Below are 19,692 nucleotides of genomic sequence, written 5' to 3' on the forward strand. Positions count from 1 at the left end.
GGCCCCCGCACCGTGGGCGGGGGGTTGCTCCGGGTTACTCGGTGTTGGCCCCGACTGCTACCGGTAGGCAGCCGCCCTGTGCACGTCACTGAAGTCGATGGCCCGGTCGGCCTCGCGCAGCGTCTCCTCAGCCACCCGGCGCACCTCGGCCGGCACATCCCCGTGTTCTTCCACGAGTCCGGCGTAGATCGGTGCATCGGTACTGTCGGTGAAACTCACGTCGCACTGCCTCAATCGGTTGTGTTTGCCATCGTTCGGCCGGAAACAGGGGCCGATTCTACGTGGTCCGCATACGCTGCCGCAGACGGCACCGCGGATTGGGCGTCCACGGGGCCGACCTGCGCTCTTGTCGCGTTCTTTGCTCTCCGGAGCCGCGCTTTCCCCGGCCTCACCGAGACATCCGTTGACCTCAAGCGCGCTTGAGGTCATAGCGTTCCTTCTGCGCCCCGGTCCGTGTCCGGGAGCCACGCAGGCTTTCCCGCACCCCGGAGGTACCGCATGAGTATGGAAGTCACCGCTTGGTCATCGCTGCACAGCGCGATGAACGCCCAACAGGACCGCAGGCCCTTCTCCAGGGCCACCGTGCGCCGGATCGCCTCCTTCGCCCGGCCGCGCCGACGTGAGCTCTACCGCTTCCTGCTGCTGAGCGTCGTCATGGCTCTGCTCGCGGTGGCCACGCCGGTGCTGGCCGGCAAGGTCGTCGACGCCATCGTCATGGGCGGGGCCAACGGCACCGTCACCCGGCTCGCGGTGCTGATCGCCGTGATCGCCGTGGCCGAGGCGGGGCTCGGTCTGCTGACCCGTCTGCTGTCGGCCACCCTCGGTGAGGGCCTGATCCTGGATCTGCGTACGGCCGTCTTCGACCACGTCCAGCGGATGCCCGTCGCCTTCTTCACCCGGACCCGCACCGGCGCCCTGGTGAGCCGGCTCAACAACGACGTGATCGGGGCGCAGCGGGCGTTCAGCAACACTCTGTCCGGGGTGGTCTCCAATCTGGTGACCCTGCTGCTGACACTCACGGTGATGCTGACGATCTCCTGGCAGATCACCCTGCTCGCGCTCGTCCTGCTGCCGGTGTTCGTCGTGCCCGCCCGCCGGATGGGCTCCCGCATGGCACGGATGCAGCGCGAGGCGGCTGCTCACAACGCGGCCATGGGCACACAGATGACCGAGCGTTTCTCCGCCCCCGGCGCCACACTCGTCAAGCTGTTCGGCCGGCCCGATGACGAGTCCGCCGAGTTCGCCGCCCGCGCGAGCCGGGTCCGTGACATCGGCATCCGTACGGCCATGGCGCAGTCCACGTTCATCACGGCGCTCACCCTGGTCTCCGCGCTGGCCCTGGCCCTCGTCTACGGACTCGGCGGCCACTACGCACTGCGCGGCAGCCTGGAGCCGGGCGCCGTCGTGGCCCTGGCCCTGCTGCTGACCCGGCTCTACGCCCCGCTGACGGCGCTGGCAGGTGCCCGGGTCGAGGTGATGAGCGCGCTGGTGAGCTTCGAGCGGGTCTTCGAGATCCTCGATCTGAAGCCGCTGATCGCCGAGAAGCCGGATGCGCGCAGGGTGCCGGAGGGGCCGGTCTCGGTGGAGTTCGACAGCGTCTCCTTCGGCTATCCGTCGGCCGACAAGGTCTCGCTCGCCTCGCTCGAGGACGTCGCGACGCTCGACACCCGCGGGGGTACGGAGGTCCTGCACAAGGTCTCCTTCCGTGCCGAACCCGGCCAAATGATCGCCCTGGTCGGCTCGTCCGGCGCCGGCAAGTCGACGATCGCACAGCTGCTGCCACGGCTGTACGACGCCGATTCCGGTGCCGTACGCCTGAGCGGCATCGACGTACGCGAACTGACCGCCGAGTCGATCCGCGAGACGCTCGGGATGGTCACCCAGGACGGGCACCTCTTCCATGAGTCGGTCCGCGCCAATCTGACCCTGGCCAGGCCGGAGGCCACCGAGGAAGACATCTGGGACGCGCTGCGGCGCTCCCGCCTCGACGGTCTCGTGGCCTCGCTGCCCGACGGGCTCGACACGGTCGTGGGCGAACGCGGATACCGGCTCTCCGGTGGTGAGCGCCAGCGGCTGACGATCGCCCGGCTGCTGCTGGCCCGCCAGCGCGTGGTCATCCTCGACGAGGCGACCGCCCATCTCGACTCCACGTCGGAGGCCGCGGTACAGGAGGCCCTGGCCGAGGCGCTGGAGGGGCGTACCGCGGTGGTCATCGCGCACCGGCTGTCGACGGTGCGAGCGGCCGATCTGATCCTCGTCGTCGAGGAGGGCCGGGTGATCGAGCGCGGGACCCACACCGAGCTGCTGGCCGTGGGGGGCCGGTACGAGGAGCTGTACCGGACGCAGTTCGCGTCGCCGGAGCCCGAAGGGGCGCACTCGGAGTCCGTCTGAGGCGGCCGGACCACGAGCCGTGGCTCCGCACGGGGTGAGGAACGGGGCCCGGCGGAGACACGGCGCGCGCTCGAAGCACTGCACGAGTACGGGGTGGGCGGTGGGCCGTGGGATTGGAGTCCGAACACGACGCCGCCCACACCATATTGCGCACGGGACCGGCGCCCTTGTGGGCCCCGGTCCCGTGCCCGGCCGATGCCATCGGCCCCCAGGCCGGGACAGCAGCGGCTCCGTCCGTGCCCGAGGGAGGAGGCGTCGTCCCTACGCCTTGCCGAGCCAGGTCAGCGCCGCCACGACCAGGGCTTCCACACCGGTGCTCAACGTCGGTTCGACGACCGGTGCGAAGACCGCGGAATGGTTGCCGGGCAACTCGTCCATACGTCCCTCGGTGAACGCGGCGACCGTCGGCTCCGTCTCCAGGCCGCCCCAGAACCAGAACACCGTCGGCACCCCGAGCACTTCGCCGAACACGCCCACGTCCTCGCTCGCGTTCACCTGTGGCATCGGCAGAATCCGCTGCGCACCGAAGTGTTCGGAGAACGCCGCGACTGTGGTCCTCGTCGCCTCCGGTTCGCTGACGAGCGCGGGCGCGGAAGCGAACCAGGTGAACTCCGGCGGCTTCGGCGCACCACTCGTCCGCGACTCCCCCGCCACGATGCGCTCCACCGCGTTGCGGACCAGGTCGCCCACGGCCGGGGTGAAGGCCCGGATGTTGACACCCAGTTCGGCGGTGTCCGGGATGATGTTGTCCTTGGTGCCGGCTTTCAGTCGCCCCACCGTCACCACGGCGGTCTCTGCCGGGGGTACCTCGCGGGCGACGATGCCCTGAAGCCGGGTGACCACGTTGGCCGCCATCAGCACCGGATCGATCGCCGCCTCCGGCCTGGATCCGTGGCCGCCCCGGCCGTGGAGCGTGATGTTCACCGAGTCGGCGCCCGCCATCAACGGCCCGTTGCCGTAACCGATGAATCCGGCCGGCAGGGGGCCGACGTGCTGGCCCAGGACGATGTCCGGCTCGGGAAAGCGTTCGAACAGCCCGTCGTCGACCATTCCGCGTGCGCCGACCGCCAGTTCCTCGGCCGGCTGGAAGACAACCAGCAAGGTGCCGCTCCACTGCTCGCGGGCCCCGGCGAGCAGGGCGGCGGCACCGGTCAGGCAGACGGCGTGCATGTCGTGCCCGCAGGCGTGCATCACGGGCACTTCGTGGCCGTCGGCGTCCACGGCCCGGACCGTGCTGGCATACGGCAGGCCGGTCTTCTCCTCGACCGGCAGCGCGTCGAAGTCCGCGCGCAGCATCACCACCGGCCCCTCCCCGTTACGCAGGACGCCCACCACGCCGGTGACGCCCACCTGCTCGGTGACCTCGTCGAATCCCCCGTCCCGCAGGCGCTGCGCCAGCAGAGCCGCGGTCCGGGTCTCCTGAAGGGACAACTCCGGGTGGCGGTGCAGGTCCCGGTAGAAGTCGGCAAGGTCCTCGCGTAGGTGCGGCAGACCGTCGGTCACCGTGCTGGCCATGTCCCATTCCTCCTCCGTGCCGGTCCGGGCACCGTACCTTTCGGACAGTCGGACCGCATGGCGACACCTGCCGTTCCGGAGCGGCCCCCGCCTGCGGAGACACCGCCGTTGAAGAGGATGCCGAAGAGGACGGGGACGGCGGCCGGGCAGGCGGGAGCAGTGCGGCTCGGGCGTTTCGGGCAGCGGTCGAGCAGCCGTACGGGCCTTGCGGCGCCGGCCGGTCGAGCCGCCGCGGATGTGCACCGGACCGGATCGGCATGCCGGCCGCGGAGCCGGCTCACGCAGGCCCCGACCCCGCGGGGCGCCGCCCGGCCCGGGCCGGTTCCTGAACCTCGGCGCAGGCCGGGGCACTCGGATCCGTCGGCCGCCCGTCCCGGACGGCGGTCGCCGTGTTCGCCGCCGCCGCGAGCGCCCTGCGGTGGAGCAGCGAGACGGGGCCGACCCCGCACACGCCCAGCGCGGTCAGTTCGGAGAGCGCGGGACAGGTCGGTGTGTACAGGATGTTCAGCGGTACGGAGAGCGCCGTGGTCGCTCGGCGATGTCGGCCGGATCCGGCAGCCCCGGTACGAACACCCCATCGGCGCCGTCCTGTTCGTACAGGGCGAGGCGCGTCGCGGCCCCGTCCGGCAGCCCGGCGGCAGCGGCCGCGCCCAGGCTCGTGGTGCCCACGGCAGTGAAGCCTTCGGCCGGCGGTGCTGCCGCGGAAGCGTAGTCACAGGCGTTGGGCGGCAGCAGAGGGCCGGTCCGGCGCTGCAGGCAGGCAGGCGAACGGAGTGAGGGCCGGGCCGGCAGGAGTCGGCCGCGCGTTCTCGAAGCGACCGGACTTATGCGTCGTGCGTGTGCGTCAGGGCTCCGCCTCCGGGACCGGCACGGTTCGGCGCGGCCCGAACCGTGCCGGCGGCATCATTGGTGTATGTCCTCACTCTCCGAGACCGCCGCTCTGCTCGCCGACCACACCCGGGCCACCTTCTGTCAGGCCCTGCTCGACGGCCGCGCCTGGACCGCGGGCGAACTGGCCCGGAGTGCCGGAGTCGGCGCGTCCACCGCGAGCGAGCAACTCACCCGTCTCGTCGAGGGTGGTCTCCTGGCCGAGGAGCGGCAGGGCCGCCACCGCTATGTGCGGCTGGCCGGCCCGGAGGCGGCCGCCCTGATCGAGGCCATCGCCTCATACGCGCCCAGCACTCCTCGCCCGCGGAACCTGCGCCAATCGGTGCAGGCGGGCGCCGAGGCGAGAGCCCGGACCTGCTACGACCACCTGGCCGGTGAACTGGGGGTGGGCCTGGCCGACGCCATGGTCTCCCGCGGTCTGGTCTCCGACGGCGCCGGGCCGGCCGTCACTCCGGCAGGCGTGACCTGGCTGGCCGACGCTCTGGGCTACCGGCACCCCGCGGGTGCCCGCCGGCCCCTGGTGCGCAGTTGCCTGGACTGGACCGAGCGCCGGTCGCATCTGGCCGGGGCGCTGGGAGCGGCCCTGTGCGCCACGGCACTGGAGAAGCAGTGGGTGCGGCGGATCGGCTCCGGACGGGCGGTGAAGGTGACTGCGGTGGGGGCCGGGGCGTTCCGGGAGCTGTTGGGAGCGGAGGTCACGTGAAGCAGCGCGAAGGGCGGGGGACAAACAGCGCGAAGGGCCGGGCCAAGCCGGGCGAAGCGCCGGGGTGCGCCGAGCCGCTGCAGTCCGTCCGCACTCACGGGCGTGCGAGTGGCGACTCGGACGGGGCCTGCGCACCCCTTCTGCCGATACGGACCGGAGTCCCGAGGCAGCAGTGGACGGGATTCACCGGCGGGCGCACCTGACAGCCGCGGACGTGGCCATCAGCCGATCGCCCCGGGCTCTCGGCGTGCGCGCTCCCTCTTCCCGGACCTCCGCCGAGGGGTACGCGCACTGGTACCGGCCGCGGATTACCTCCGGGGTAATCGACGGCTCTCCCCTCCCCCGGCAGGATCGAGCACAGCGACGGGAACCCCCGCCGGTAGCCGGCCCCCGCCGCAAGGAGCCCACATGACCGTCAAGCCCGCTGCCGAAAGACCGAGTTCGGCCCCGGCCACGAGTTCCGTTGCCGCGGCCACCCGGGCTGTCGTGCAGGAGTTCCTTGCCGCCCGACTGGCAGGGGACACCGAGCGGATCGTCGCGCTCTTCGCCGATGAGGTCGACTGGCTGCTGGCCGACAACCCCGCGGTCCCGTGGATCCGACCGCGGTCCACAGCCGCCGAATGCGCCTCCCAGGCAGCGGAGTTGGCAGCGCATACCGTGCCCGAGGACGCGCGCGCATCCGTCGATGCCTTCCTGGTCGACGGCACCGACGCCGTCCTGATGGGGCACCTGTCAGGAACCGTTCGGTCGACGGGCAAGTCCTTCGAAGGCCCGTTCGCACTCCACCTGACCGTGGAAGGCGGCCGCATCACCCGGCACCACCTCTACGAGAACAGCCTGTCGATCGCCGAAGCCTGCACCCCGTAAGGGCCCTGGTGCGCCCGGCTTCGGGTCAGCCGAGGGCGGGCGGAGCCTTCGGGGAAAGGTGCTCCCACAGGAACGTGTGCATCAGAGCGTTGTTGTGGGCGGCCTGTTCGTTGTCCCCGGCGCCCGCGTGGCCACCGCCGGTGTTCTCGTGGAGCAGCACCCGGTGGCCCAGTTCGCGCATCCGTGCGGCCAGCTTGCGAGCGTGGCCCGGGTGGACGCGGTCGTCACGGGTGGAGGTCGTCAGGAGCAGGGGTGGGTACGCCCGGCCCGCGGCAAGCCGGTGGTACGGGGAGAGCCCGCGCAGGTGCAATCGGTCCTCCTGGTTGTCCGGGTCACCGTACTCGGCGATCCAGGAGGCACCCGCCAGGAGCTCATGGAAGCGGAGCATGTCCAGCAGCGGGACTTGCGCGACGATCGCGCCGAAGAGTTCCGGGTAGCCGGTGACCATCGCGCCCATGAGCAGTCCGCCGTTGCTGCCCCCCGTGGCGCCCAGCATCGCCGGGGTGGTGATACCCCGCGTGACGAGGTCGGCGGCGACGGCCGCGAAGTCCTCGAAGGCCCGTGCCCGGCCCGCGCCGAGCGCGGCCCGGTGCCATCCCGGCCCGTACTCGCCACCGCCCCGGATGTTGGCGATCACGTGGGTACCGCCTCGCTCCAGCCACGCCCGGCCCGTCACCGCGCCGTAGTAGGGGGTGAGCGAGACCTCGAAGCCGCCGTATCCGTAGAGCAGGGCGGGGGCGGGGCCCTGCTCTACGGATACGGTCGGGGCCGATCACGAAGTACGGCACTTGCGTGCCGTCCTCGGAGGTCGCGAAGAACTGCTCCACGGTCAGGCCGGCCGCGTCGAAGCGGGCCGGAGCCTGTTTGAGCACCTCCGTGCGGCTCCCGATCCTCCCGTGGTGGAGCGTGGACGGCTGCAGGAAGCCCGACACGTCCAGGAAGAACTCGTCGGAGACGTCCGGGTCCGTGTCCACCACGGTGACGGCGGACAGCGCGGGAACGTCCGCGAGCGGCTCGCGTGTCCATCCGGCGCCGTGGGTGGGGGTGAGTACCTCGATGCGAGTACTGACGTCGCGCATCGTCTCCAGGATCAGGTGGTGCCGGGTCCACGAGTGCCCGGCCAGAGCCGTCCGCGCGTCCGGGGTGAACAGCACTTCCGGGGTGCGGTCGCCCGCCAGGAAGGAGTCGAAGCCGAAGGCCAGCATGGAGCCCGCCCGCTGTCCGAGCCAGTCGGACTTCAGGATGACGATCAGGTGCTCGCGATGGGCATACGCACTGGCGTCGTCCGGGACTTCGATCCTGACGAGCGAGGAATCGGGGGCGAGGAGATATATCTCGCTGTGGTGGAAGTCCATCGACCGGAAGACGAAGTCCCGTTCGAAACCAGGTGTGGAGTCGTGCCGGCCCCCGACCGCCACGTCCCGCGTCTCGCCCTCGAAGACCATGTCGGCCGCTTCGAGTGGTGTGCCGCGGCGCCATCTGCGCACCGTCCTCGGGTAGCCGGATTCGGTGAGGGAGCCGGGTCCGAGGTCCGTACCGATGAAGACGGTGTCGGCATCGATCCAATCGATCCGGGTCTTCGCCTCAGGCACCTGGAACCCGTCCTCGACGAAGGCCCGGGTGCCGAGGTCGAACTCGCGGACCTCGACGGCGTCACCGCCGTCGCGCGAGAGGCAGACCAGGGCCCGGCCGCAGTCGGGACGGCGGACCCGTGCACCGGCCCACATCCACTTCGTTCCTTCTGTGGCGGCGAGAGCGTCGACGTCGAGGAGGACCTCCCATCGGGGAGCGTCCGCGCGGTACTCCTCCAATGTCGTACGCCGCCACACACCCCGCGGGTGCCCCGCGTCCCGCCAGAAGTTGTAGAGGTACTCCCCGTGGCGCGAGGCGTAGGGGATCCGGTCAGGTGCGTCCAGAACCTCCAGCAGGCGCCCCTTCAGCGCGGCGAAACCGCCGCCGGCCGCCAGCGCGGCCTCCGTCTCGGCGTTCCGCTCGGCCACCCAGGCGAGCGCGGCCTCGCCTTCGACGTCTTCCAGCCACAGGTACGGGTCATCAGTGATCACCACAGAATTGTGCAGGCTCGCGGGGCGCTGCGGGACCACGTCCGTCCCGTGGAGCCGGGGGCCGCCGACTCCGAGAACGCGATGTTGCCGCCGGTACCGGAGCCGGGTTCCCTCTCGTAACCGGTTGCCCGGGGAACGGCGGCCCGGCCTTGCGCCGGCCGCCGGTCTGCGCAGATCTGCCGGACGCTCGATCATCGGGGCTATGGTCCCGAATCCTTCCGGCGCCCTCTGGTCGCCTCCGCCGATCGCACCGATGCTGGCTGTGCCTGGTCCGCTGCCCGTGCCCGACTCGGGCTGGGCTTTCGAGACCAAGTGGGACGGTGTCCGCTGCATCCTGAGCACCACGGGCGACGGATCGGTGCGGCTGGCCTCGCGGGCCGGCAATGACATCACCGTCGCCTATCCGGAACTGCGGGCATTGGGCAGCGAGCTACGCGGGCACGGTGTCGTCCTGGACGGCGAACTCGTGGTCCTCGACGCTTCCGGGCGGTCCGACTTCGGCCGGCTCCAGAGCCGGATGGGCGTGGTCGACGCGCGCCGCGCCGGCCGCCTTGCGCTGGACTGCCCGGCCCATTTCATGATCTTCGACGTCCTGTACCTCGACGGCCATGCCCTGCTCGATTCCTCGTACGGCGAGCGCCGCGAGGTCCTGTCCGCCCTGGGGCCGGCCGGAGCACACTGGTCGGCACCCTCGTACGTGCACGGCCGTGGGGCACAGGTGTGGGACGTCGTGGTCCGTGAAGGCCTGGAGGGTGTGGTGGCCAAGAGGCTCTCCTCGCCGTACACGCCGGGCGCCCGATCGGCTCACTGGCGCAAGACCAAGCGTGTGGAGACCCTGGACGTGGTCATCGGCGGCTGGACCCAGCGACGAGGCGCAGCTGCCGGTGTGCCGGGATCGGTGCTCGTCGGCGTGGCGGGTCCCGCCGGGCTGCGGTACGCGGGATCGGTGGGATCGGGAATGTCCGAGCGTGAACAGAGCCAACTCGCGGCGTACTTCGCGGTCATCGCACGATCGACGTCCCCGTTCGCGGACCCGGTAGAGGTGACCGGCGCGCACTGGGTGGAGCCGCGGCTGGTCGCCGAGGTCTCCGCGTCTGAATGGACGAGAGCCGGCCGCCTGCGCCATCCGGTCTGGCAGCGGCTGCGGCCGGATCTGACCCGGCTGGACTGAGGGGCTGAGGGGCTGATGGACGGCCAACGGGCTCACTGGCTGTGTGTCTCGTGACCGCGTGCGGCCCCGGCCCGGCCCGGCCCGGTCCGGCCCGGTCCAGTCCGTGGCAGGATTACAGGATGTTGACCCGAAAGGCTCATGCCGCGTAGGCGTCCGAAGGAGCTGCGTGCGAAGCGCTGGCGCCCCGGAAGAGATATCGCGGTGCGCAGGATCGGCGGCGTGTCCGCGGCGACTCGGGTGGCGGTCCGGAAGCTGGAAGAGGACCGGCTGTGGCCGGGGGCTGTGGCCGCAGCCCTGGCAGGGTGCCGGTTGTATCTGGGACAGCCGGGGCGCGTGCTGCCGGATCCGGTGACCGGCTGCGAATGCTGTGATCCTCTCGTGGCGCGAGACACCCTGGAGGACGTGCTGTTGTGGCTTCCCCGCGGTGCTCGGGCCGATCTGGGCAGGCATGTCGCCAGGCTCGACGCCGAGTTCGACCGCCGGGCTGTTTCCCTCAGTCCTCACCTCGTGCTGACAGGCCCGTCGGGTGCGTGCGGCTGGTGGCGCCGGCGGCTCATGGAGTACAGAGGAGGCTGTTGGCTCTTCGACGCTCAGCCATAGGCCTGCTGTCGGCGCGGTCGCGGGCCGCGGCGCCGTCCGCTCCCGGCGCGGGCGCGTGCCCCGCACCCGATCGGCGGCCTCTGGCAAGATCGTGCCATGGCCGAACACGACGCGGAGCGCGGCTATCTCCTGGACAACCAGCAGTCAGAGGCGGGAATCCGCTTCGGAGCCCTCAGCGAGCTGTTCGATCCGGTGACGTTCCGGCATGTCGACCGGCTCGGGATCACCACCGGCATGCGGTGCTGGGAGGTAGGCGCCGGCTCCCTCTCCGTACCCCTGGGGCCGGCCGAACGGGTCGGGCCGACAGGAGCGGTGGTCGCCACCGACATCGATGCGTCGTGGACACAGGGCGTCGGCGACGGCGTGATCGAGGTGGTGCGCCACGACGTGGCCGCCGACCCGCCGCCGCCGGGCGGTTTTCGACCTCGTCCACGCCCGCTTGGTCCTGGTGCACGTCACCGATCGGGCCGAGGCGCTGCGCCGGATGATCCAGGCGCTGCGGCCGGGCGGCCGGCTGCTCCTGGAGGATGCCGACCCGGGGCTGCAGCCGCTGCTGTGCCCGGACGAGTCAGGTCCCGAACAACGACTCGCCAACCGGCTGCGTTGCGGCTTCCGTGCGTTGATGGCGGCTCGCGGCGCGGACCTCTCGTACGGACGGACTCTGCCCAGGCTGCTGCGTGAAGCCGGCATGGAGGACGTAGAGGCCGACGCGTACTTCCCGATCACCTCGCCGGCGTGTTCGGTCCTCGAGGCCGCGACTGTGCGGCAGATCCGCAGCCTCCTGGTGTCGGAGGGGCTCGCCACCGACGAGGAGATCGACCGCCACCTGGCCGACGTCGCCACCGGCCTCCTCGACCTCGCCACCGCTCCCATGATCTCCGCGTGGGGGCGTCGCCCGTGACGCGCTGCTCGCTCACCGGTATGCCCGAAGGGGCGAACGGCACCGCACGGCGTCAGGTCCGCGGTCGACGTCCCGTTGCGGCGTTCGGACGCCGGGCGCCGGGAACACCCGCGCGACGATCGCGGGATGCCCCGGGCAGGCATCCAGCGGCAGCGTCGTCGAGCAGCCGCACGACAACGGCAAGGCCGGTGTCACCGGCACACCACGCTCACTGCTCGCAATGTCCGTGCCGGATGCCGGGAAGCAGGGGTGCGGCAGGACAGCATGAACAACGGCGTCCAGGCAGAAGACAGAATGAATGGGCGGGATCGGTCAGGAATCAAGAAGCGCGCGTCGCAGGAGCGGCCCTAGCATGATCGTCATGGACATCAGCATTCACACGAGCTTCCTGCCGCACGACGACCCGGACGCGTCAGTGGCCTTCTACCGCGACGTCCTCGGCTTCGAGGTCCGCAGCGATGTCGGGCAGGGCAAGATGCGGTGGGTCACGGTCGGCCCCGTCGGTCAGCCCAGCACGTCCATCCTGCTGGCGCCGCCTGCCGTCGACCCCGGCATCACCGAGGACGAGCGCCGCACCATCCGCGAGATGATGGCCAAGGGCACCTACGGGTGGATCCTGCTGGCCACCCCGGACCTCGACGCCACGTTCGAGAAGGTGCAGGCGGGCAACACCGAGGTCGTCCAGGAGCCGACCGAGCAGCCCTACGGCATCCGCGACTGCGCCTTCCGCGATCCCGCAGGCAACCTGGTCCGCATCCAGGAGCTCCGCTGAACCGTCCGGTCATCGGTCCGGCCGCGATGGCCGGTACCGCGACCGCAGGGAAGGAGTCCGGCGACCGGCCGGCCCGGGCCCGTATCCGACCGCCGCACCTCAGACATGCACGGACGTCGACGAAACGGAGCTCGCATGTGTCAACCCGGGTGGGGGCGCGCACGCATCGCGGCGCAGCACCTGAGCGACCTCGCACGACTGCGTCGCGTACGCGACCGGATCGACCGGGAGTACGCGCAACCACTGAACGTCGAGACGCTCGCCCGCGGCGCGGGCGTACCCGCCGGACACCTCAGCCGCCAGTTCCGGCTGGCCTACGGCAGATCACCGTACGCGTACCTGATGGCCCGTCGCGTCGAGCGCGCGGCTGCCCTGCTCCGGCACGGTCGTCCCAGCGTCGCCGAGACCTGCCGAGCCGTCGGCTGTCCCTCGCCGGGCATCCTCCGTTCGCACTTCACCGAGCTCGTCGGTGTACCGCCCCACGTCTATCGGCACCGCGCAACGGGCACCGCCGCAGGGATGACACCGCGAGTGCCGCATCAGGCGACGCGACCGGCCGGGCAGCGGAACGTTCCGGCATTCGGAACGCAACCGGCCCTTGCGTGAACGGGGTTGCGCAGGAGCCTGGCTCCCGGAGCTGAACGGCAGACACCGGGGGCCATGGCTACCCACGGCAACACGTCTCCTGGCCGGAACCACCGTCCCTCGCTTCCCCACCGTGCGTTTGCGTCACCGGACGCAATCCGCGGGCGGACGGTCAGCTACGGCTCAGCCTCGGGCCGACTCCCGGCAGCGCCGTCGTGGACGGAGCGGCCGAGCCGGTGAACATCGCCTCTCTCACACCCGAGGCGGGTCCGACTCGTTCGCGGCAGGAACCGGTCGGCCCCGCCCTCACCCCTGACGCAGCAAGCGCCCCTGCTCCTGCTTCGGACCGACGAAGCCCTGCCGCGCGCAGGTGGCCAACTCCTCGCTGGGGAAGGGCACGACGGACAGGTGCTGGTCGTAGCTCCCCTGCTCCCAGCGCGCGGCCGTGATCTCGTAACCCGACACATGAGCGCACAACTGCAGCAGGATCGGTGGCATCGCCGGACCCCTCAGCAGGTCTGCGTGCTTGACGACGAGATCACGCATCGCCCGGATGTTCGGGAGGAAGACGGTCGCGACCCACAAGCGCCACTCGGCGAGTTCCTCGTCGGAGGGCGGTATCTCGTGGCTGAAGGGTGATCGCCCGTCAGTGCGGGCATTGCGCTCCATGAACGCGCCGAATATGCAGCTTTTTGCTTCAGCGATGGCGTGCAACGGACCGTAGAAGTCGCTTAGTTGACGATTGATACGTGCCAGTCGTTCTTGGCGCTGCGACAGACGCAGGCCGTTGAGGTACGTGACGGCGAAGCCGAGGAGGGCCAAGGCGATGGTGACGGCAACCGTGATCATGACGCGACGCCAAGGGCTGCCCCGTGACCCCCAGTGGCCCTCCGCACCCCGGCGGCCAGGGCGGCCGGACCTCACAACCCCCCTTGCCCCGTAGATCCGTTCGCGAAGCAGGTCCGCGTGTCCGTTGTGCCGGGCGTACTCCTCAATCAGGTGGATCAGCACCCAGCGCAACGACACCGTTCCACGCCAGGAGTAGTGGCCCTTCGCCACGTCATGGGGTCCTGAGTCAGATGGTCCCTCTCGCCACGCCCGCCTGTTCGGCAGGGACGTGGCCGGTACCACTGAGGGTGAAAGGGAGCAAGCACCTCTCGCCACTCTTAACTTATAGCGCAGTGGGGGGCTTGCGGCAAGGCCCCGGTGGTACCGCAGAATCACCCGTCGAGGCAAGAACCCGGGGAAACGGGAGATTGACGAAGTGCGTATGTTTTTGCCGGTTCACGGGTTGCGCGGCGACGGCGACCCGAGTGGGGGTCGACGTGTGGTGGCGGGTACTGCGCAACGAGGTGCGGGAGTGTGCACGGACGGACTTCCCGGACTCGACCCCGGATCGGAGCTGACGGCATGAACCCCCTGACCACCAGCGCGTTCGACCTTCCGGACCGTCTCTCCCCCAAGGCCGACCCCGAGCTGACCGCCGGCGACGAGAAGCACTTCGCGGCCATCGCCGAGTGCCTTGAACAGTCGATCGCGGAACTGTCCGCACGCCTCGACGCCGAGCTCAGGTCGCCCGGCGGCATGGGTCGTCAGGCATTGGACCGGGACATCGAGATCCACCGGCTGACCGCCCGGCTGCGTACGCTGCGCCGGTTCGGCCTGGATCTGTGTCTCGGGCACATGGTCGGCACGGACGCCCCCGAACCCGTATACGTCGGTCGGCTCGGGCTTACGGACAGCGCGGGCCGTCGCCTGCTGCTCGACTGGCGCTCCCCCGCAGCCGAGCCGTTCTTCGGAGCCACCCATGCCAACCCGATGGGCCTCGAGAGCCGCCGCAGGTACCGCTGGACCCGCGGCCGGGTCGGTGACTACTGGGACGAGGTGTTCACCCCGGGCGGGGGCGCCGGGCACGCGGCACTCGACGACCAGTCCGCCTTCATCGCCACTCTGGGCGGCAACCGGTCGGCACGGATGCGCGATGTGCTCAGCACCATCCAGGCCGATCAGGACGCCATCATCCGAGCGGGATCCCGTGGCGCGCTCGTCGTCGACGGCGGTCCCGGTACCGGAAAGACCGTCGTCGCCCTGCACCGTTCCGCGTACCTCCTTTACTCCGATCCCCGCCTCGGCCACCACCGCGGCGGCGTGCTGTTCGTCGGTCCGCACGAGCCCTACCTGGGTTACGTGGCCGACGTGCTGCCCAGCCTCGGGGAGGAGGGAGTACAGACGTGCACCCTGCGCGACCTGGTCGCCGAGGGAGCCGCGGCAGGGGTCGAGGCGGACCCCGATGTGGCCCGTCTGAAGTCGTCCGCGGATCTGGTGAAGGCGATCGAGACGGCCGCGAGGTTCTACGAAGAGCCCCCCGCCAAGGGCATGACGGTCACGACCCAGTGGTCCGACATCCGGCTGAGCGCCGACGACTGGGCCGTGGCGTTCGAAGCGGCACCCGGTACTCCGCACAACGAGGCCCGAGATCAGATCCTGGAGGAGCTGGTCACGATCCTGGTGGACAAGCACGACGGTGAGGTTCCGGACGAACTGCTCCGCAAGTCCCTCATGCGGAACCGGGAGTTGCTCGCGGTCCTCGACGGCGCGTGGCCACTGATCGAAGCGGCCGACCTCGTCGGAGACCTGTGGTCGGTACCCGCCTACCTGCGCACCTGCGCCCCCTGGCTGAGCCGCGAAGACGTGGCACGGCTGCAACGCGCGGACGCCCGGGCCTGGACGGTGTCCGATCTGCCCCTCCTGGACGCGGCACGCCAGCGGCTCGGTGACCCGGGGACGTCGCTGCGCAGGCGTCGGCACAACGCCGCCGTCGCCGCCGAACGCGAGCACATGTCCCACGTCATCGACGCTCTGCTCGAGGCCGACGCCGACGGCGAAGGCGCGGTCACGATGCTGCACGGACAGGACCTCAAGGACACCCTGGTCGACGGGTCCGCGCTGCCCGGCGGGGAACCGGACCTGCTCGCCGGACCGTTCGCGCACATCGTCGTGGACGAGGCCCAGGAACTGACCGACGCGGAATGGCAGATGCTCCTGCTCCGCTGCCCGTCGCGGAGCTTCACGATCGTCGGGGACCGCGCCCAGGCCCGGCACGGTTTCACGGAGTCCTGGCAGGAGCGGCTTGAGCGGGTCGGACTCGACCGGATCAACCACGCCTCCCTGAGCATCAACTACCGGACGCCGGAAGAAGTCATGACCGAGGCCGAGCCGGTCATCAGGGCCGCGCTCCCCGACGCCAACGTGCCTGCCTCCGTCCGCAGCAGCGGCATTCCCGTCGTCCACGGATCCGCTGCCGAGCGCGACACCGTCCTCGGCACCTGGCTCGCCGAGCACGCCGACGGAATCGCCTGTGTCATCGGCGATCCCTCGTACAGAGCGACTCCCAGAGTCCGTTCCCTGCCCCCGGAGCTGTCGAAGGGGCTCGAGTTCGACCTGGTCGTCCTCATCGACCCGGAAGGATTCGGCAAGGGCATCGAAGGAGCGGTCGACCGCTATGTCGCGATGACCAGGGCGACCCAGCAACTGGTCGTCCTCACGAGTTCCTGACACGGCCCGGCCCGGCCACCGCGGCGGCCGGGCCGGCTTCACATCCACTGTGCCGCTCGACGCCGGCCGTCCGGACCCGTCGCGGCCGGGCCCGGACGGGCGGTGCGAGACTGCCGCTACCCGGCGTAGGTCTCGAACTCGGCGATCTTCGGGGTGCCGGTCGAGCCGGTGATCTCGAAGGTGATCTTGCGCAACGAGGTCTTCGGGATCGTGATGGCACCCGCGCCGCTGCCGGAGGTCAGCACGGCCCCGGTGTCACCGTTGAGCACCCTCCAGGATCCGATGCTGCCGGCCGAACCCGACGCCTCCCGGATGTTGACCGAGGAAACGGCGGTCGCCGAGGCCCACTTGACCGAGACCGAGCCGGTGGCTCCGGCGGGCGACCAGTAGGTGCCCAGGTCGCCGTCCCGCACATTGCCGTAGCTCGTCCCGTCGGCCTTGCTGGTCCCGTCGGAACCCGCACCGATGCTGAGGTTGGTCCCGGCGGGGTCGGTCGGGTCCGGAGTGGGGTCGGTCGGGTCCGGGGTCGGGTCGGTCGGGTCCGGGGTCGGCGTCTGCGTCGAGCAGTTGCCGTCCGACACCTTCAGTCCCTTGTTGGCGCCTGCCGTCCGGGCCACGATGCCGGGCACGCAGGATGCCGCGTCGAGGCTGTAGACGTAGGGGATGCTGACGGTGGTGTTGGACTTCGGGTCGGGCCCGGCCGGGTTGTTCTCACTGCCGGGTGCGGACCACGTCACGTTGTCGAAGGTGTTGCCGCTGACCTGCCAGTATCCGGCCGCGTCGGTGTAGAAGGTGCCCAGGACGTCCTTGGAGTCCTTGAAGTAGTTGTTGTCCACCTTGGCGCGGGCCCCGGCCCGGGAGTTGATCCCGGACTCGTTGAGCTTCACGTAGTAGTTGTTGTAGATGTGGGCGATGCCGCCGCGCAGCAGGGGGGTGCGGGAGTCCAGGTTCTCGTACAGGTTGTGGTGGAACGTGACGAAGCCGTTCGAGAGTTCGGTCTCGCTCGACCCGATGAGGCCACCACGGCCGGAGTTGCGCAGGGTGCTGTAGGACAGCGTCACGTACTGCGTGTTGTCCTTCATGTCGAAGAGGCCGTCGAACCCCTCCGACTCCCCTCCCGACGCCTCCAGGCTGGCATGATCGACCCAGACGTTGCGGACGTCGCTCTCCATGCCGATGGCGTCGCCGCCGTTGGACGTGGGCGAGCCGGACTTCTTGACGTTCTTGACGGTGACGTTCTGGATGATGATGTTGCTGGACTGGCGTATGTGGATGCCTAGTTGGTCGAAGACAGCGCCACCGCCGACCCCGACGATCGTGACGTTGCTGATCTGCTTGAGCTCGATCACCCCGGCGGCGGTGTTGCAGCTGTCGCCGGACACCTTGGCGGTGTTGGCGTGGTTGATGGTCCCCTCCACCTCGATGATGATGGGGGTGCTGCTGCTGGCCCGGCCACAGAGGGCCTGGTGGATCGCGGTGCCCGTGGTGGCCCGGACCGTCTGTCCCCCCGCACCGCCGGTGGTGCCGCCGTTCTGGGTCGCGTAGCCGGTGGCTCCTCCGGTCGCGGCCGATGCCGAGGGCATCGACACGACGACACCGGTCGCGGCGGCAAGAGCGGCCGTGGTCAGCGCCGCATACAGTCGCAGTGCGACTCGCCTCTTCATGATGGTTTCTCCCTGTTCGTCTTCTGGGCCGGGCGAATAAATGGCATGCCCATGTCATTCAGCGCACGGCGTCCACCGGCTGCTGACTTCACTGCTGGACAAGCCCTGATCGGCGTGGTTGCGGGTGCTCTTCTTCGGTGCGATCGAATCTTCGGTGCGATCGAACGGGCCGCGCCATTGCGGCCCGGAGCTGCGCGTATGTCGGCGCCGGCCGCGGGATCACCGCCGCTGCCACTACAGGAAGCCGCCGCCTCCGAAACCGCGCGGGACGACGGGATGCGCCGTCGCCATGGCGCACACCCTCGCCCCCATGACACGCCGGCACCGCGGGTACGGCCCCGTGCCGGATCGATGGCGGCTCGTTCGCGAAGTCGCGGCAGCGGCCGTGGCTTCACTGTCACCGGAACGGAGTACTGAGAATGGAAAGCGCTTTCTCGTGGTGAGAATAGGACTGCTTCAGCTGGACTGGCAAGACTCTGGACACCCCTACCCCGGGAAGCGCTTCGACACGTGCACCAACTGCCCTACGATCGCTGGATTTAGAGGTGGATTCACGGCACGGTCAGCAAACTCCGAGGCGATGGAACCCGCGTCACACCGGTCGATCCACCGAAGCAAGCGCGTTCTTTCCGAGCGTGCTGTGGACGCCGGTCGTCTCATCGGGGTGAACGGCGATTGACGGCAGCTCGGGGCGGTGTGACGATGCGCCGATGCCTGGCCTACATGCACGGATGGCTGTTCGCAGCAGCGATCTCACCGCGACCGTGGTCGCTCGCTGTGCTGCGGAAGTGCCGTTCTACGGGGAACTCCCGCGACGCACCCTCGACGGTGAGGTGACGCGGTCGATCACGGCGGTGCACGAGCTGCTGCTGCGGGCACTTCGTGACGGCGGCGCCATGGACCCTGGGGCCCTGACCCGGCTCATCGAGTGGTCGGGGCGCCGGGCCGAGGAGCGTGTGCCCCTAGAGGCGGTGATCGCCGCCTATCTCATCGGTGCCGAGGTGTGGTGGCAGGTACTGTCCGAGACAGCCGCGCCCGAGGAACTGGCCGGGGCGGGTGCCAGTCTGCTGGCTTGGCTGCACGGGGCCATGCCCGCCGTCGTGCTTGCCCACCGCAACGCCCAGGAGGACATCCACAGCGAGGACAAGCGGGTACGGAGGGCCCTGCTGACCGCTCTGCTGGCCGGCCGGCCTCACGAAGAGCTGGCGGAGGCGGCGGGGGTGACGGTGACCGGCGAACACGAGGTGGTCGCCTTCTCATTCGAGTCGAATCCGCCGGCCAGGCTGGTCCAGTCGTCCCTGGAGGCCCGCGCCGGTGTCCCGGTGCTCATGGATCACGTCGCCGGGATCGCGCTGCTGCCGGGCGGCTGCGACGTGTTCGGCCTGCCGGCCTCGCTCGGCAAGGAGGTGGGACAGCGCGTGTTCGCCGCCGCTGCCCCGGCCGTTGGTCCAGCGGCCGTTCCCGCAGCCGCTGCGGAGGCGGGGCGCGTACTGGAACTCGTACAGCGGCTGGGCCGCCCACCCGGGTTGTACCGACTCGATGACGTGCTGCTGGAGTACCAGCTCGCGCGCCCCGGTGACGCCCTGCTGCGGCTGGCAGCCAAGCTCGACCCGCTGGATGAGCATCCGTACCTGCTGGAGACGCTGCGGGTGTTCGTCGACCATGGCCACAATCGCCGTCGGAGCGCCTTGGAGCTGTGCGTCCACCGCAACACACTGGACTACAGGTTGCACCGCGTGAGCACGCTGACCGGGCTGGACCTCGCGGTTCCTGCCGAGGCCCGGCTGCTCCAAGCGGCCCTCGTCGCCAGGGATCTCGCCTGACGGATGGCCGATGACCGATGGCCGATCCTGGCCGCCTGGTCGGGCTTGGCGTGGCCTGGCCAGCTGCACACCGGACGAGCACCGACCGGCGCCGCGGCCCGGGTGCAGGGTCGGGTCGAGGTCATGCCCGATCTTCTCGGCGATGTCCCAGGACTGACCGTCCATGTAGCGCGCAGCATGCTCGTTACGTTCCG

General features: G+C 70.3%; 14 protein-coding genes and 4 pseudogenes. 10 read left to right on the forward strand and 8 right to left on the reverse strand.

Annotation, left to right across the window (positions count from 1 at the left end):
- Positions 1-57: 57 nt before the first annotated feature.
- On the reverse strand, positions 58-219 hold the full coding sequence (locus tag ABT025_RS36830; RefSeq protein ID WP_351003036.1) for a hypothetical protein: 162 nt from the start codon (positions 217-219) through the stop codon (positions 58-60).
- A gap of 279 nt (positions 220-498) precedes the next feature.
- On the opposite strand from ABT025_RS36830, the gene ABT025_RS36835 reads away from it, so the two are divergent.
- On the forward strand, positions 499-2,391 hold the full coding sequence (locus ABT025_RS36835) for an ABC transporter ATP-binding protein (protein WP_351003037.1): 1,893 nt from the start codon (positions 499-501) through the stop codon (positions 2,389-2,391).
- Positions 2,392-2,652: 261 nt separating this feature from the next.
- Here the strand turns inward: ABT025_RS36835 and ABT025_RS36840 are convergent, their stop codons facing one another.
- From ABT025_RS36840 to ABT025_RS36850, 3 genes and pseudogenes are all read right to left on the reverse strand, one after another.
- A complete protein-coding gene (locus ABT025_RS36840; RefSeq protein WP_351003038.1) occupies positions 2,653-3,906 on the reverse strand; it encodes an amidohydrolase in 1,254 nt (417 codons plus the stop codon).
- Positions 3,907-4,410: 504 nt separating this feature from the next.
- Positions 4,411-4,575 carry a hypothetical protein gene (locus ABT025_RS36845; protein WP_351003039.1) on the reverse strand — a complete coding sequence of 55 codons (165 nt, stop codon included), beginning with the start codon at positions 4,573-4,575 and terminating at the stop codon, positions 4,411-4,413.
- A pseudogene (locus ABT025_RS36850) lies at positions 4,576-4,734 on the reverse strand (hypothetical protein); the annotation flags it as partial.
- A gap of 85 nt (positions 4,735-4,819) precedes the next feature.
- Here ABT025_RS36850 and ABT025_RS36855 point away from each other — a divergent pair.
- Together ABT025_RS36855 and ABT025_RS36860 are read left to right on the forward strand one after the other, a co-directional pair.
- A complete protein-coding gene (locus ABT025_RS36855) occupies positions 4,820-5,497 on the forward strand; it encodes an ArsR/SmtB family transcription factor (RefSeq protein ID WP_351003040.1) in 678 nt (225 codons plus the stop codon).
- A gap of 408 nt (positions 5,498-5,905) precedes the next feature.
- Entirely contained in the window at positions 5,906-6,364 is a 459-nt protein-coding gene (locus ABT025_RS36860) for a nuclear transport factor 2 family protein (protein WP_351003041.1), read from the forward strand.
- Between the two features lie 25 nt (positions 6,365-6,389).
- On the opposite strand, the pseudogene ABT025_RS36865 reads toward ABT025_RS36860, so the two are convergent.
- Positions 6,390-8,427: pseudogene (locus tag ABT025_RS36865) on the reverse strand (prolyl oligopeptidase family serine peptidase).
- Between the two features lie 202 nt (positions 8,428-8,629).
- Here ABT025_RS36865 and ligD point away from each other — a divergent pair.
- The 4 genes and pseudogenes from ligD (at position 8,630) to ABT025_RS36885 (ending at position 12,477) form a co-directional block, all read left to right on the forward strand.
- Entirely contained in the window at positions 8,630-9,598 is a 969-nt protein-coding gene (gene ligD, locus ABT025_RS36870) for a non-homologous end-joining DNA ligase (RefSeq protein WP_351003042.1), read from the forward strand.
- Positions 9,599-10,294: 696 nt separating this feature from the next.
- A pseudogene (locus ABT025_RS36875) lies at positions 10,295-11,099 on the forward strand (methyltransferase domain-containing protein).
- 361 nt (positions 11,100-11,460) lie between these two features.
- Positions 11,461-11,871: a VOC family protein gene (locus tag ABT025_RS36880; RefSeq protein ID WP_351003043.1), complete on the forward strand. Its 411-nt coding sequence runs from the start codon at positions 11,461-11,463 to the stop codon at positions 11,869-11,871.
- 135 nt (positions 11,872-12,006) lie between these two features.
- Positions 12,007-12,477: a helix-turn-helix transcriptional regulator gene (locus ABT025_RS36885; protein WP_351003044.1), complete on the forward strand. Its 471-nt coding sequence runs from the start codon at positions 12,007-12,009 to the stop codon at positions 12,475-12,477.
- A 285-nt stretch (positions 12,478-12,762) separates the two neighbouring features.
- Here the strand turns inward: ABT025_RS36885 and ABT025_RS36890 are convergent, their stop codons facing one another.
- Positions 12,763-13,305: a hypothetical protein gene (locus ABT025_RS36890; RefSeq protein WP_351003049.1), complete on the reverse strand. Its 543-nt coding sequence runs from the start codon at positions 13,303-13,305 to the stop codon at positions 12,763-12,765.
- A 75-nt stretch (positions 13,306-13,380) separates the two neighbouring features.
- Positions 13,381-13,506, reverse strand: a pseudogene (locus ABT025_RS36895) (mycothiol transferase); the annotation flags it as partial.
- A 360-nt stretch (positions 13,507-13,866) separates the two neighbouring features.
- Here ABT025_RS36895 and helR point away from each other — a divergent pair.
- Positions 13,867-16,011, forward strand: coding sequence for an RNA polymerase recycling motor ATPase HelR (helR, locus tag ABT025_RS36900; RefSeq protein ID WP_351003045.1), 2,145 nt, complete (start codon positions 13,867-13,869; stop codon positions 16,009-16,011).
- Positions 16,012-16,127: 116 nt separating this feature from the next.
- Here the strand turns inward: helR and ABT025_RS36905 are convergent, their stop codons facing one another.
- Positions 16,128-17,675, reverse strand: coding sequence for a pectate lyase family protein (locus ABT025_RS36905; RefSeq protein ID WP_351003046.1), 1,548 nt, complete (start codon positions 17,673-17,675; stop codon positions 16,128-16,130).
- Between the two features lie 731 nt (positions 17,676-18,406).
- Here ABT025_RS36905 and ABT025_RS36910 point away from each other — a divergent pair.
- Together ABT025_RS36910 and ABT025_RS36915 are read left to right on the forward strand one after the other, a co-directional pair.
- A complete protein-coding gene (locus ABT025_RS36910; RefSeq protein ID WP_351003047.1) occupies positions 18,407-19,498 on the forward strand; it encodes a PucR family transcriptional regulator in 1,092 nt (363 codons plus the stop codon).
- 3 nt (positions 19,499-19,501) lie between these two features.
- Positions 19,502-19,692, forward strand: a 191-nt coding sequence (locus tag ABT025_RS36915; RefSeq protein ID WP_351003048.1) for a hypothetical protein, incomplete at its 3' end; no start/stop codon positions are given.

The sequence above is a fragment of the Streptomyces sp. NPDC002809 genome (assembly GCF_040295435.1).
Lineage (GTDB): Bacteria > Actinomycetota > Actinomycetes > Streptomycetales > Streptomycetaceae > Streptomyces.